This window comes from Aeromonas sp. A04, from assembly GCF_047780465.1.
Taxonomy (GTDB): Bacteria; Pseudomonadota; Gammaproteobacteria; order Enterobacterales; family Aeromonadaceae; genus Aeromonas; species Aeromonas bestiarum.
Genome location: NZ_JBLNHP010000001.1, coordinates 1,192,764 through 1,207,007 on the forward strand (window position 1 = coordinate 1,192,764; position 14,244 = coordinate 1,207,007).

The 14,244-nt window shown below is 59.1% G+C and carries 16 protein-coding genes and 1 tRNA gene; 16 read left to right on the top strand and 1 reads right to left on the bottom strand.

The genetic code is table 11. From position 1 onward, the window contains the following. Positions 1–60 precede the first annotated feature (60 nt). The 16 genes from ACM3N8_RS05360 to ACM3N8_RS05435 all read left to right on the top strand — a co-directional run bounded on the left by ACM3N8_RS05360 (position 61) and on the right by ACM3N8_RS05435 (position 13,721). Complete coding sequence (locus tag ACM3N8_RS05360; protein ID WP_290017230.1) at positions 61–633, top strand: TetR/AcrR family transcriptional regulator; 573 nt, start codon at positions 61–63, stop codon at positions 631–633. Positions 634–654: 21 nt separating this feature from the next. Next, the gene (locus ACM3N8_RS05365) at positions 655–1,464 is read left to right on the top strand and encodes a winged helix-turn-helix domain-containing protein (protein WP_290017231.1); all 810 of its coding nucleotides are present in this window, start codon (positions 655–657) and stop codon (positions 1,462–1,464) included. Then, positions 1,464–1,979 (top strand): FidL-like protein, encoded by a 516-nt coding sequence (locus tag ACM3N8_RS05370; protein WP_172955391.1) that lies wholly within the window; start codon positions 1,464–1,466, stop codon positions 1,977–1,979. The genes ACM3N8_RS05365 and ACM3N8_RS05370 overlap by 1 nt, the downstream gene beginning before the upstream one ends. A 737-nt stretch (positions 1,980–2,716) precedes the next feature. Beyond that, positions 2,717–2,995 (top strand): BMC domain-containing protein, encoded by a 279-nt coding sequence (locus ACM3N8_RS05375; RefSeq protein WP_098984660.1) that lies wholly within the window; start codon positions 2,717–2,719, stop codon positions 2,993–2,995. A 16-nt stretch (positions 2,996–3,011) separates the two neighbouring features. Next, on the top strand, positions 3,012–3,296 hold the full coding sequence (locus tag ACM3N8_RS05380) for a BMC domain-containing protein (protein ID WP_098984661.1): 285 nt from the start codon (positions 3,012–3,014) through the stop codon (positions 3,294–3,296). Between the two features lie 13 nt (positions 3,297–3,309). Next, the gene (locus ACM3N8_RS05385) at positions 3,310–3,588 is read left to right on the top strand and encodes a BMC domain-containing protein (RefSeq protein WP_098984662.1); all 279 of its coding nucleotides are present in this window, start codon (positions 3,310–3,312) and stop codon (positions 3,586–3,588) included. Between the two features lie 53 nt (positions 3,589–3,641). Continuing rightward, positions 3,642–5,228, top strand: coding sequence for an acetaldehyde dehydrogenase (acetylating) (locus ACM3N8_RS05390; RefSeq protein ID WP_274452368.1), 1,587 nt, complete (start codon positions 3,642–3,644; stop codon positions 5,226–5,228). Between the two features lie 26 nt (positions 5,229–5,254). Then, on the top strand, positions 5,255–5,512 hold the full coding sequence (locus ACM3N8_RS05395; RefSeq protein WP_098984664.1) for a EutN/CcmL family microcompartment protein: 258 nt from the start codon (positions 5,255–5,257) through the stop codon (positions 5,510–5,512). Positions 5,513–5,527: 15 nt separating this feature from the next. Then, the gene (locus tag ACM3N8_RS05400) at positions 5,528–6,682 is read left to right on the top strand and encodes a 1-propanol dehydrogenase PduQ (protein ID WP_416015603.1); all 1,155 of its coding nucleotides are present in this window, start codon (positions 5,528–5,530) and stop codon (positions 6,680–6,682) included. Positions 6,683–6,707: 25 nt separating this feature from the next. Continuing rightward, positions 6,708–10,094 carry a choline trimethylamine-lyase gene (gene cutC, locus ACM3N8_RS05405; protein ID WP_416015604.1) on the top strand — a complete coding sequence of 1,129 codons (3,387 nt, stop codon included), beginning with the start codon at positions 6,708–6,710 and terminating at the stop codon, positions 10,092–10,094. Between the two features lie 113 nt (positions 10,095–10,207). Next, a complete protein-coding gene (gene cutD, locus ACM3N8_RS05410) occupies positions 10,208–11,155 on the top strand; it encodes a choline TMA-lyase-activating enzyme (RefSeq protein ID WP_098984667.1) in 948 nt (315 codons plus the stop codon). A 12-nt stretch (positions 11,156–11,167) separates the two neighbouring features. After that, positions 11,168–11,620 (top strand): BMC domain-containing protein, encoded by a 453-nt coding sequence (locus ACM3N8_RS05415; protein WP_098984668.1) that lies wholly within the window; start codon positions 11,168–11,170, stop codon positions 11,618–11,620. Continuing rightward, positions 11,617–12,237, top strand: a complete 621-nt coding sequence (locus tag ACM3N8_RS05420) for a phosphate propanoyltransferase (protein ID WP_274452370.1) — start codon at positions 11,617–11,619, stop codon at positions 12,235–12,237. Before ACM3N8_RS05415 ends, ACM3N8_RS05420 begins: the two co-directional genes overlap by 4 nt. Positions 12,238–12,248: 11 nt before the next feature. Further along, a complete protein-coding gene (locus ACM3N8_RS05425; protein ID WP_098984670.1) occupies positions 12,249–12,941 on the top strand; it encodes a hypothetical protein in 693 nt (230 codons plus the stop codon). 49 nt (positions 12,942–12,990) lie between these two features. Further along, positions 12,991–13,374 (top strand): DMT family transporter, encoded by a 384-nt coding sequence (locus ACM3N8_RS05430; RefSeq protein WP_253852778.1) that lies wholly within the window; start codon positions 12,991–12,993, stop codon positions 13,372–13,374. Between the two features lie 17 nt (positions 13,375–13,391). Further along, positions 13,392–13,721, top strand: coding sequence for a DMT family transporter (locus ACM3N8_RS05435; RefSeq protein WP_098984672.1), 330 nt, complete (start codon positions 13,392–13,394; stop codon positions 13,719–13,721). A 313-nt stretch (positions 13,722–14,034) separates the two neighbouring features. Here ACM3N8_RS05435 and ACM3N8_RS05440 read toward each other — a convergent pair. Beyond that, positions 14,035–14,124, bottom strand: a tRNA-Ser gene (locus ACM3N8_RS05440). Between the last annotated feature and the right edge of the window lie 120 nt (positions 14,125–14,244).

Here is a 14,244-nt window from a genome sequence, read left to right on the forward strand (position 1 = left end):
CTTTCCTCACATTGATGGCGATCAAGAATGATCATACCGTCTGGTCGGTATGATTGCGCCATGAGCATCGAAACCCAACATAGAAAAAAAGACCCTGTACGTCTTTATCGACAACTGCTGGAGTCGGCAGCCACCATTGCTGGCCGGGATGGTATCGCCGCCCTGTCGTTGAACGCAGTTGCCTATGAAGCCGGGGTGAGCAAGGGTGGCTTGCTGCACCATTTTCCCAACAAGCAGGCGCTGATCTTTGCCCTGTTTGCGCGTCTGCTGGCCATCATGGAAGACGCCATTTCAGCGCTGATGACAACGGATACGACTTCTTATGGCCGCTTTACTCGCGCTTACCTGCACTATCTTTCCGCCCCTGAATTGACGGACACCCAGGAGAGCCGTCAGCTGATGGTGCTCTCGCTGGCCATGCCGGATGAGCCGGTGCTGCGAAAATGCTGGCGTGACTGGATGCTGACGCATCTGGCGCAAGGCGATGAACTGGATAATAGCCATACCGGCACACTGGTACGTTATGCCGCGGACGGCATCTGGCTATCGGAATTGACCGAAGGGCGCACCATGAGCGCCGAGCACCGTCAGGCGCTGGTGGAGACCCTGTATAATATGACGCTTCCCACGTGAAGTGCATGAGCTGAGGCCGAGATGCGCTACCACATCAATGCCCGCTTCATTTATGACGCGACCGATGGTTCCTTGACTCAGCGGGAAAGTGTTGAGCCGGATAGCCAATTGTCCATCACCGCCAATGCGCTGTTTTATTTTTTCTTGCGAAATACCGGGATCATCAGCCGCGAGGAGGTGCTTAAAAAAGTCTGGGACGATAACGGATTAACGTCATCGAACAGCAATCTCAACCAATACCTGAGCATATTGCGCAAGGCCTTTCGCCACTACGATATCGACAATATCATCATCACGGTATCGCGCGGTTATTTGCAGCTCAATCCCGAGGTCAACATTGAGCCTATTGATAATGCGCCTGCACCGCCCATTGAAATAGCGCCACCGCCATCTACGGTGACAACCCCCGAACCGGTACTCGACCCTGCCGAGTGGCAACTTCCTCTCACTCCCCGTTCACGAGGCATATGCTGGTATATCGCGGGTGGCTGCATGCTCGTTTTTGCCCTGCTGCTGGTGGCATTCGGTCTATTGAATGCCCGTGATCCCCGCCCCGTCACACTGACCGGGATCCCCAATAACCAGTGCGAATTGCTGGCCAGCGACGAGATGCTGCGCTCGGTCAGCGCCGCGGCCTACGGTGAGCATTTCGACCAGGTGCGCCAGCGTTTGAACATCAGTTGCAAACCCGGCGAACGTTTCCTGTTTTTCTACGGGGACAGACTGGAAACCAACGGCTTGGGCCGGGTATTTCTGGCCCACTGCGCCATGCACGAAGACAACCCGTTCAGCTACTGCGACAACTATTTCTACTACTCCTGGAAGCCGTGATGAGACTTGCGCCGCGTCCCTTCTTTCTCTTGTCCTGCACGGTATTCATCGCTGCGGCAGCCTATGCCCTGTGTCAGTTGCCCAAAGAAAATGACGGTGTCATGAGCTGCGCCACTAAAGGCATCATGCGCTTTGAAGACATGAACAAAGAGAACGTCAACGGCAACATCCACTTCAATTTTGGCCGCCAGGGGAAGGGCTCCATGGTGGTTGAAGGCTATACCGATTCAGCCGCAAGCTGGCTCTACCTCCAGCGCTACGTCACGTTTACCTACAGCAGCAGCCGGGTCTCCGCCACCGAGCGTCAGTACCGCATCAACAAATGGGAAGCGAGCGCCTCCTCCATCGATCAGTCTCCGGACGTGATCTTTGACTACTTCATGCGCGAGATGTCCGACAGCCACGATGGGCTGTTTCTGAGTGCACAACGGCTCAATCAGCAGGCCATACTGCTGAGCTCCATCAACTCTCCGCTCTGGATCTGCACCCTCAAATCCGGCAGCGAGCTGAACTAGTCCCGACAATACTGCGGATGCCCCGACCCAAGCGTCGATGACGCGGCACATACCGCCCTGCCCCGACCACCTGACGTGCTCAAGCCCCCTTGATGGCTCCGCCCTCATGCGGCCTGCCAGCCCTTTAGCATGCAGGCAGCATAGTGGTGATTGCCCCCCGATCCCTTCCCCCGGCTGCACACCCTATACCGACAGACGGCCCTTACACATTGCATAGCAGGACCAGCTCCTTCAGATTTTCCTGCCCGACCCATGCGCTCTCGCGCTGGCATGCACACGACCCGCGCCCCGATCCCAATGCAACCTCCCCCCTCTGACCCGCCGCAATGGTCACCTCACCGCCTTCATCCCTCCTTCCCGTCACATCCGGCTCGGTTTTTACATTTAGCGTCGCCGGCAAAACATGATCTCCGCCACAGTTAGCGCCCGGCCAAATTACCTCTCGGCCTCCATTACCCAACAAGCCATTAACATAGACCGACGATATTTTCATGAGCCTGAATTCGGCCTTATACAAGGCGAAAACCGCCTCGCGGCCGCAGCATGAATATATAAATACGGCTTATAAAAATCATAAATTCAGAATAACAAACTAAATATCACTATTTTTCAGATTCAAATTCCACAAATGCTGCCAGTACCTATAGTGGCGATTGAACGCCGCAACCCTGGCTCAACGCCGTGCCACGGACGGTTTTCCTTAATCACACAACACAACCTGTTCTGAGGAGATCACCATGGGTGATGCATTGGGGCTTATCGAAACCAAGGGGCTGGTGGCCTGCATTGGCGCTGCGGATGCAATGTGCAAATCCGCCAACGTAGAGCTGATCAGCTATGAAAACATCGGCTCCGGCCTGGTCACCGTCATGGTGAAAGGGGACGTGGGGGCGGTGAAAGCCGCGGTGGATTCCGGCGTGGAATCGGCACAGCGCATCGGTGAAGTGGTGACCTCGCTGGTCATCGCTCGCCCGCATAACGACATCAACAAAATCGTCATTAAACACAAGGCTTAAAGCCGGGAGATCTCAAATGGGTGATGCATTGGGTTTGATTGAAACCAAAGGCCTGGTGGCCTGCATTGAAGCGGCGGACGCCATGTGTAAAGCCGCCAACGTCGAACTGATCGGCTATGAAAACGTTGGTTCCGGCCTTGTCACCGCCATGGTGAAAGGCGACGTGGGGGCAGTGAAAGCCGCGGTGGATTCCGGCGTGGAGTCCGCACAGCGCATCGGTGAAGTGGTGACCTCGCTGGTTATCGCGCGTCCGCACAACGACATCAACAAGATAGTCGCACATTACAAAATCATGGAATAACCGGAGCAAACCAATGAAAGAAGCACTTGGTCTTATCGAAACCAAAGGTCTGGTGGCCTGTATTGAAGCGGCAGATGCGATGTGCAAAGCCGCCAACGTCGAGCTTATCGGCTATGAAAACGTCGGCTCGGGACTGGTTACCGCGATGGTGAAAGGGGACGTAGGCGCGGTGAAAGCAGCGGTAGATTCCGGTGTCGAGGCTGCGAAGCGTATTGGCGAAGTGATCACTTTTCGTGTCATTGCACGACCGCACAACGACATCGAAAAGATCGCGGAACAGCACAAAGCATGAGCCGATAGGGCACGCCCCGTCCGCACTTTTTTAGTCTGATGAAGGACAGATTCATGATTGAACTCGATACCGATTTGCTCTCCCGCCAGAACGCGAGAGAACTGGTGCGCAACGCCAAACAGGCACAGGTGATCATGGCCACCTTTTCGCAGCAGAAAATCGACGCCATCGTGAAGAACGTAGCCGAAGAAGCCGCGCGCCACGCCGAAGTGCTGGCCAAAATGGCCGCTGAAGAGACCGGCTTCGGCAACTGGCAGGACAAGGTTCTGAAGAACCGGTTTGCTTCGCTGCGCGTTTACGATGCCATCAAAGAGATGAAGACCGTCGGTATCATTCATGACGATCAGGAGAAAAAAGTGATGGATGTGGGGGTGCCGCTTGGCGTGCTCTGCGCGCTGGTGCCCTCCACCAACCCGACCTCCACCATCTTCTACAAAACGCTGATCGCCCTCAAAGCCGGCAATGCCATCATCTTTTCGCCGCACCCGGGCGCACGCCAGTGCAGCTGGAAAGCCATAGAAATCGTCAAGCAGGCCGCCGAAGCCGCCGGTGCCCCTGCGGGTATAGTGGACGGCGTCACCCAGTTGACCCTGGAGGCAACCTCCGAGCTGATGCACAGCAAGGACATATCACTGATCCTGGCAACCGGTGGCGAAGGCATGGTGCGCGCGGCCTATGCCTCCGGCACACCGACCATCAGCGGCGGTCCGGGCAACGGCCCGGCCTTTATCGAACGCAGCGCCGACATTCACCAGGCGGTGAAGGACATCATCACCAGCAAGACCTTCGACAACGGCGTGATCTGCGCGTCCGAGCAGTCGATCATCGTCGAAAGCTGCATCTACGACGAGGTTCATCGCGAGCTGGCGGCCCAGGGCGCCTACTTCATGAACGAGGGTGAAGCCGCCAAGATGGCCGCCCTGCTGCTGCGCCCGAACGGCACCATCAACCCGAAGGTGGTGGGCAAAACGGCGACCTACCTCAGCCAACTGGCCGGTTTCAGCGTCCCCCCCAGCACCCGCGTGCTGGTGGCCGAACAGACCACAGTCTCCCACAACAACCCCTACTCCCGTGAAAAGCTGTGCCCGGTACTCGGCCTGTACGTGGAAGAGGAGTGGCGTGCCGCCTGCCATCGCGTGGTCGAGCTGCTGACCAACGAAGGTCTGGGTCACACCCTGGTGATCCATACCCGCAATCAGGACGTGGTCCGCCAGTTCAGCCTCGAAAAACCGGTCAACCGCATTCTTATCAACACCCCAGCCGCCCTCGGCGGCATCGGGGCCACCACCAACCTCACGCCGGCACTGACGCTCGGGTGCGGTGCCGTCGGTGGCGGCTCCAGCTCCGACAACGTCGGCCCGATGAACCTGCTCAACATCCGCAAGGTGGGTTACGGCGTGCGCTCCATCGAGGAACTGCGCGCCCCCGATCAGCCTATTGCACCGCAGCCAATCATCGTCACCCAGGCCGCGGATCCGCGCTGCAGCATCCTCGATGACGCCCGCTTCACCTCCCCGGTACAGGCCTGCAACTCGGCCGATGACCGCTTTGCCGGCGCCACGGTCGAGGTCGGCGGCGAGATCAGCGAGCAGAACGTGGAGCGCGTCATCCGTCAGGTGCTTGAGCGCCTTGGCAAGTAACGCATTGAGATAAGGCGATAAAAACCATGATTCTCGCAAAGGTAACCGGACATGTCGTCGCCACGCAGAAGTGCGATGAGCTGCGCGGCAGCAACCTGCTGCTGATAACCCAGCTGGACGATGAGCAACAACCGATGAAGGACCGCTCCTGGGTCGCCGTCGACAGCGTCGGCGCAGGCATGCACGACATAGTACTAGCCGAGGAGTATCTCGCGCTCAACAGAGACCGCTACAAGGCCATGTCGGTGGTCGCCATCGTCGAGAACGTGTTTCGGGACGCTTGAGGAGTGAATAGCCCAATGAGTGAATTTTCGCTGAAACCCCGAATCCGCTTCGGTCAGGACGCGCTGTCCGTCCTGACCGAGCTGCCCGCCCGCAACGTGCTGCTGGTCACCGATCAGATGATGGTGAAGTTTGGCCTGGCCGACCGGGTGACGCAGATCCTGCGCCAGCGCGGCATCGCCTTCCAGCTCTGGGACGATGTGGTGGCAGACCCGGATATCACCACGATAGTACGCGGCATGAAGCTCATGGACAGCCGCTATCCGGATCTGGTGATCGCGCTGGGCGGCGGCTCGGTGATTGACGCAGCCAAAGCGGTTATGTTCGCCCTGGCGAAAACACAACCGGATGTGAGCCGCGAGCGCCCCTGCTTCGTGGCCATTCCGACCACCAGTGGCACCGGCTCCGAAGTGACCAGTTTCTCCGTGGTGAAAGCCCGCAGCGAGAAGCTGGTGCTGGTCGACCCGTCATTGCTGCCGGATATCGCCATTCTTGACCCCTCGCTGGTGGCATCGGTGCCGCCCGCCATCACCGCCGACACCGGGATGGACGTGTTGTGCCATGCGCTGGAGGCCTATGTCTCCCGGGCAGCCAGCGACTTTTCCGACGCACTGGCAGAAAAGGTGGTGCAGCAGGTCTTTCGCTACCTGCCCGCCTGCTGGCGCGACGGTCACGACCTGCTGGCACGGGAGAAGATGCACAACGCCTCCTGCATGGCGGGCATGGCCTTCACCAACGCCTCGCTCGGCATCACCCACAGCCTGGCCCATGCCCTCGGCGGCGTATTCCGCGTCCCGCACGGCCGTGCCAACGCGCTCCTCATGGCGCAGGTCGTGGCATGGAACGCCGACCACGACGGGCTGTGTGATACCCATGCCGCCCACAAGTATGCCCGCCTGGCCCACCTGCTGGACTTGCCCGCCCAGACGCCGCGCGAGGGGGTCAACAGCCTGCTGGTGGCCATCCAGGCGCTCAAAGACGAGATGAAGATGCCGGCCGGCATTGGCGAGACCGGCGTCATCGCAGCCGATTTCGACCAGCGTCTGGCGGAGATGGTCAGCCAGGCGCTGCGCGACAACTGCACCCCGACCAACCCGCGCGCGCCGGATGCCCAAGCACTAACCGAACTCTATCGCAAGGCATGGTGCGGCTACCCCGCCCCGAGCCACTGAGAACAAGAACTGGAGAACCTTACCCATGGCACACTACAGCTTAACGCCGCGCGTCAACGTGCTGGCTGAACGTTTACTGGCGCACACCAGCACCCTGTGCAGCGAACACGCCACTATGCTGAACGGGCTGGACGGCGACATCGCGGGCACTCCCGCCACCGTCAAACCGGCGCGCCGCTTCCATGAACTGATGCGCCAACTGCCGCTGACCATCAGCGCCGACGAGTTGATTGTCGGCAACCAGACTCGCACACCGCACGGCGCCATTTTCCACGACGAAAGTGCCGCGCATCGCCCGTCCACCTTCCAGTTCCTGAATCTGAACAACGCCATCGACTCCCCCGACTACAAGCTGGTGGTGGAGAAGGGCGTGCTGGCCATCAAACATCAGCTGGAAGAGAAAACTCGCGCGCTGGGCAGCGCCGTCAGCCGCAGCGGCATGGACGAAGTCAACGGCTGCCGCGCCGCCATCCATGCCTGTGATGCCCTGATGGCGCTGGCGCAAAACCTGGCCAACAGCGCCGAAACTCTGGCCGCCGCCGAAACCAACCCGTTCCGCCAGGCCGAACTGCGTGACAGTGCCGCCATTTTGCACCAGGTACCGGCTCACCCTGCACGCAACTTCAAAGAGGCCTGCCAGTCGTTCTACCTGTTCCAGCTGGCGCTGCAGCTCGATAACGGCAGCTATGCGGTCAACCCGGAAGGGGCGGACAAGGCCCTGCTGCCCTACTTCCAGCGCGATATCGCCAACGGCGCGCTGACCGAACCACAGGCGTACGAGATCGTCGAGTGCCTGTGGTTCAAGCTGGCACAGCTGAGCGAAGTGCGCGCCACCTGCGCCATCGACGGTTACCCCATGTTTGATGCCCTGCTGCACGGCGCCAGCCTGGAGCAGGCTGGCATCAACGCGCTCTCCGAGATGTTCCTCTGCGCCCAGCAAAACCTGAGCGCCCTCAAGCTGCCGGTACGCCTCTTTCGCGGGGTGCAACACGTCTCTGCCGCCCCGTTCGCCGCCTGTGCCGATACGCCTGTGATGGAGGGGCTGACGCCGCGTCTGCAACGCCTGCGCAACCACTATCTGACCGTGCGCCCCAGCGTCTCCATCTACCGGGCCCTGGCCTTTACTGAAGTCGTCAAAGCCAACCCGGGGATGCCGACCATCTTGCTGCGGGCCAAGGCGTTCCGCCACGCCTGCGAAACCGCCCCCATCCTTATCCAGGATGACGAGCTGATCGTCGGCCATCCATGCGGCAAGCCACGTGCCGGCGCCTTCTCACCGGACATTGCCTGGCGCTGGGTGCGCGACGAGCTCGATACCATGAGCACCCGTCCGCAAGATCCCTTTGAAATCAGCGAAGCGGACAAGAAAACCATCCGCGAAGAGATAGTGCCGTTCTGGGAAGGCCGTTCGCTGGATGAGATTTGCGAAGCGCAGTACCGGGAAGCCGGCGTCTGGGCCTTCAGCGGCGAGACCTTCGTCAGCGACCTCTCCTACCACCAGATCAACGGGGGCGGCGACACCTGCCCGGGCTACGACGTGCTGCTGTTCACCAAGGGGATGAACGGCATCAAGGCCGACGCCCAGGCCCATCTCGACCAGCTGAGCATGGAGAACCCGGACGACATCGATCGCATCTACTACTACAAGGCAGCGATCGAAACCTGTGAAGGGGTGGTCAACTACGCCCGCCGCATCGCGGCCCATGCCCGCGAACTGGCCGTGAAAGAGCAGGATGCCCTGCGCCGCGCCGAGCTGCTGACCATAGCCGAGGTGAACGAGAACGTGCCGGCCAACCCGCCCAAGACCCTGCAAGAAGCGCTGCAGAGCATCTGGACGGTGGAGTCGCTGTTCGAGATCGAAGAGAACCAGACCGGTCTGTCACTCGGTCGGGTCGACCAGTACTGCTACCCCATGTTCGAAGCGGATATCCGCGAGGGCCGCCTGACCCACGAAAGCGCGCTCGAGCTGATGCAGGCCTTCATCATCAAGTGTGCCGAGCTGATGTGGATGTCGAGCGAGCTGGGGGCGAAATACTTCGCTGGCTACCAGCCCTTCATCAACCTGACCGTGGGCGGCCAGAAGCGCAGCGGCGGCGATGCCTGCAACGATCTGACCTACCTCATCATGGATGCCGTGCGGTTCGTGAAGGTCTACCAACCGTCGCTGGCCTGCCGCATTCACAACCAGTCGCCGCAGAAATACATGGAGAAGATCGTCGACGTCGTGAAGGCGGGAATGGGCTTCCCGGCCTGCCACTTCGACGACTCCCACATCAAGATGATGCTGCGCAAGGGGTTCGACTTTGAAGACGCCCGCGACTACTGCCTGATGGGCTGCGTCGAGCCGCAGAAATCGGGGCGCATCTATCAGTGGACCTCCACCGGATACACCCAGTGGCCCATCGCCATCGAGTTCGTGCTCAACCGTGGTCGCATGGTGCTGTTCGACAGCTATCAGGGGCTGGATACCGGCGATCTGCGTGACCTGCGCACCTTCGAGCAGTTCGATGCGGCGGTGAAGCAGCAGATTGCCCACATCGTTCGCCTGTCGGCCATCGGCACAGTGATCAGCCAGCGTGTGCACCGTGACGTGGCCCCGAAACCGCTGATGTCACTGCTGGTGGAAGGCTGCATGGAGAAGGGCAAGGACGTCGCCGCCGGTGGCGCCGTGGTCAACCACGGACCTGGCCTCATCTTCTCGGGGCTGGCGACCTACGTCGACTCCATGGCGGCGATCCGCAAGCTGGTATTCGAGGAGAAGAAATACACACTTGAACAAATTCGCGATGCGCTGCTGGCCAACTTCGAAGGGAACGAAGCGCTGCGCCGCGACTGCCTGAATGCACCCAAGTACGGCAACGATGACAACTACGTCGACCAGTACGCCCTGGATATCACAGAGTGGACCGAGAAAGAGTGCCGTCAATACAAGATGCTCTACTCCACCCTGAGCCACGGCACCCTCTCCATCTCCAACAACACGCCCATCGGCGAGCTGACCAACGCCACGCCGAACGGGCGCCTGGCCTGGATGCCGCTCTCCGACGGCATCAGCCCGACCCAGGGGGCGGACAAGCAGGGTCCGACGGCCATCATCAAGTCCGTCAGCAAGATGAACGTGGAGACCATGAACATCGGCATGGTCCATAACTTCAAGTTCCTCAAGGGACTGCTGGATACCCAGGAGGGGCGGCATGGCCTCATCACCCTGCTGCGCACCGCCTCCATCCTCGGCAACGGCCAGATGCAGTTCAGCTATGTCGACAACGAAGTGCTGAAAAAAGCGCAACAGGAACCGGAGAAGTACCGCGACCTCATAGTGCGTGTCGCCGGCTACAGCGCCTATTTCGTCGAGCTGTGCAAAGAGGTACAGGACGAAATTATCAGCCGTACCGTGATTGAGAAGTTCTAATCGATACGTTGATAGCAATGTCCCTGTATTGAAAAAATAACCGGAAGTACTCCGCAATGGCGGGTCGCAAATAATGCGACTGCGGCCTGCCATATCCGGAGATGGAGGCAAGCGTGATCGAAAATAATGAACTAACCGGCCGCATATTCAATATCCAGAAATATTCGATATATGACGGCGATGGCATTCGCACGCTGGTTTTTTTCAAGGGCTGCAACCTTAGCTGCCCCTGGTGCGCCAATCCTGAAGGACTGAATAGCCAATTTCAGGTGATGTTCTCGCACGACAAATGCATCAACTGCGGTGACTGCGTGAATGTCTGTCCGGCCGGGGTCCATTACCGGGCCGAAGAGAACGGCAGCATGAAACACTTCGTCGATCGCAATAAAGATTGCATCGGCTGCCGCAAATGCGAAGAGGTCTGCACCCAGCACGCGCTGGACATCATGGGCAAGGATGTCACCGTCAGCGAGCTGATGGAGATCATCATGCAGGACTACGACTTTTACATCTCCTCCGGCGGTGGCGTCACCATAGGCGGCGGCGAAATGAGCCTGCAGACCGACTTTGCCGTCGCGCTGTTTCGCGAATGCAAGAAGATGATGATCAACACCGCCATAGAGACCCAGGGCACCACCTCGCTGGCCAATTACCAGCAGCTGGCTCCCGTCACCGATACCTTTTTGTTCGATATCAAGCAAATCAACAGCGAACAGCATAAGGCGATGCTGGGTATCGGCAATGAAGGTATTCGCCGCAATCTGGAATGGCTGGTTGATTACGGCGCCAAGGTGATTGTGCGCATGCCGCTCATCCGTGGATATAACGATTCATGGGATGCCATTACCGGCGCCATCGAATATGTACAGAAATTGGCGAAACGGGGAAATATCCTGCGGATCGACATGCTGCCGTACCACCAGCTGGGCCGCAAGAAATATGAGCGGCTGGATATGCCCTACCCGATTACGCAAGACCCGTCTTACACGCCGGACGAATTGGATCGGCTGGAGACCTTCTTTAAACAATTTGATTTCGATATTCGCTTGGTCCGCCATTAACAGGAGTCGACGATGAAAAGTTTGGGCGTAATTGAAACGCGAGGATTGGTCGCCGCCATTCAGGCCGTGGACGCCGCCTGCAAAGCCGCAGGAGTGACCTGCATCGGCTACCGCAAGGTGGGATCTGGGCTGGTGAGTGTCTGCTTCGAAGGGGAGATCAGTGCCATCCACACCGCCATCGAGCGTGGCGTCGCGGTGGCCGCCACCATCGACAAGCAGGTCCATTCACTGGTGATTGCCCGTCCGGAGCCAAGCGCGGTAGTGGCGCTCAGCAACCTCAAGGGCTACCCGCCGCGCGTGCCGGCCAGCACCAGGACCGAGATAACGCCCGCAACGAGCGCAGCCCCGGCCCTGCCACCGCAAAGCAGTGCCGATACCGAACCGGCCACTCCGCCAGCCACGCAGCCTGCAGTAGATCAGGCGGAAGATAGACAGGCCGCGGCAAGAAAAGGGAAGAAAGCATGATCGACCCCCAGCTACATCAAAAAATTGCCAGCCGCCTGAACCTGGCGTCACCGGCAATTCCGGTCGGTATCTCCAACCGTCATGTGCATCTGGCGCAACAGGATGTCGACGCCCTGTTCGGCAAGGGCTACTCCCTGACGCCGCTCAAACCGCTGCACCAGCCGGGCCAGTTTGCCGCCGAGGAGTGCGTCACCGTGGTCGGCCCCAAGGGCTCGCTGACCCGTGTTCGCGTGCTCGGCCCGACCCGGCCGGTTTCACAGCTGGAGATCTCCCGCGCCGACTGCTTCACCCTCGGGGTCAAGGCACCGGTACGCGAATCCGGCCAGCTGGAAAATACGGGCAGTGCGCTGCTCATCGGCCCCGCCGGCCACGTGGAGTTGCGATCCCAGGTGATCTGCGCCTGGCGTCATATCCACATCTCGCCACAAGACGCCCGCCAGCTGAACGTGACCAACGGCCAGAAGGTGAGGGTGCGCAGCGACGGTGAGCGTCAGCTGACCTTCGATGAGGTGGTGGTACGGGTGCGCGACGATTTCGCCCTGGAATTTCACATCGATACCGAAGAGGCCAACGCCGCCGGCTTGAAAAACGGCGCGCAGGTCAGGCTGCTCGGCTAACGGAGATCACCATGACCGACGAACAGATTGAACGCCTGGTCGAACAGATGCTCAGGCGCCTGCAGCCGCCACTGCTGGTGATGGTGACCGCGGCCCAGGGCTATCGGCAGGCCATTCGAAACCGTCTGGCCGGCTGTGGACTGCCCCTGCAGCTTGCGCTGGAAGAAGGCATTGAGGATGGCGCGCTGTGGCAGCCGCTGGGAGAAACCGTGGCGGCAAGCGTCTGGCAACAGGCCCTGCCGCCCGTCCCCTATCGCGCACTGGTGCTGCCCTTTCTCGACTACCCGCTGGCGATGGACCTGCTGAGCGGCTCGCTGCGCAGTCCCGTTGCCCGGCGGCTGCACGATGCGCTGCTGAGCGGCTTGCCGGTGCTGGCGCTGCGCTATCACTGCGATCCCGCCAGCGAACTGAACCAGCTGCTGGGGGCACAACCGGGCACGCCATACGCCGGACACATGCAGGCAGCGCTCAGCCGTCTGGGCGAGATTGGCGTTGTACTGTGCACCATGAATGAGCTGCTGGAGAAGCTGGCAACGGCGAACGACGCAGCCCCTGTGCCGGCGGGCACGGCGCGGCGCTATCTCACGGTCAGCGATGTAGAGAAGGATCCGGCGCTGGCACACACGGCCGAGGCACAGCTGACCGATGCCGCCATCGATTTTTTGAAAAGCAGAAGAAAAGAAAAACAACCTTACCTTAAATAACAAACCCGGAGTTTAACGTATGTCTTCAAAAACAAAATGTTGGCTATGGATGCTGCTGGTGATCGTGTCCGAAACATCGGCCACCTCCACCCTCAAGATGTTTGGCAGCAGTGAAGGAACCACCAAGATGCTGCTGCTCGGTCTGCTCGTGCTGCTCTATTGCACCTGCTACTACTCCCTCTCCCGCGCGGTAAAAGACATTCCCGTTGGGCTTGCCTACGCCACCTGGTCCGGCACCGGCATTCTAGTGGTGTCCACGCTGGGAATGGCGTTTTATGGCCAGCATCCGGATACCGCGGCCATTATCGGCATGGCCATCATTGCCAGCGGCATCGTCATCATGAACCTGTTCTCCAAAATGGGCAGCGAGGAGAGCGATGAAACTCCAGCTGAGCCAGTCGCTGCCTCCATGAACAACAAGATCGCCAACTAACGGAAAAGGAATGACTCATGTTTAATTTCGGATTTTTATGGCTGGCGCTGTCTATCGGCTCAGAAATCACCGGCACCTCGATGATAAAAAAAACCAACAGCTTCAGTAAGCTGGGACCATCCGTGCTGGTGGTCTGTGCCTACGGCCTGTGCTATTTCGCCCTCACCCGCGCAATGAGCACTATCCCGGTCGGCGTTGCCTATTCACTGTGGTGTGGCTTTGGCATCGTCGGGGTCACTATCTGCTCCATGATCCTCTACAAGCAAAAGCCGGATCTGCCCGCCATTCTGGCGATGATACTGATTATCTCGGGCGGAGTGGTCATGAACGTCTTCTCCAGCATGTAATGAGATCCGGGTTGCTTCGAGCAAAGAAGCAACCCTCATTACTATCTGTACCATGCACTGCTCATATCGGACCGTGCCCACCATCAATGAATGACACAGCCTTATCTATGGCAATGGCAATGGCAATGGCAATGGCAATGGCAATGGCAATGGCAATGGCAATGGCAAATACAATGTACTGGCCCGAGGCAATGTCCAATACAGGACAGCTCGACAACATGCCAACCAAGATCAAGTGGCATTGCCCAGTGACATGCCAGCAGACAGGAAAAATGAAAAAACCCAACCTGCATGGCAAGTTGGGTCTCAAAAATGGCGGAGAGACAGGGATTCGAACCCTGGGTGGTATTGCTACCACAATTGATTTCGAGTCAATCCCGTTCGGCCACTCCGGCATCTCTCCACGGGGCTTTATTCTTACCGAACCCGGTCAGGTAAATCAACCTGAATCTCTTTAAAGATCAAACGACTGCCTATAAAACAGGCAAGGAACGCAGTTTTTACCGTGGCCTGTACATGGCAC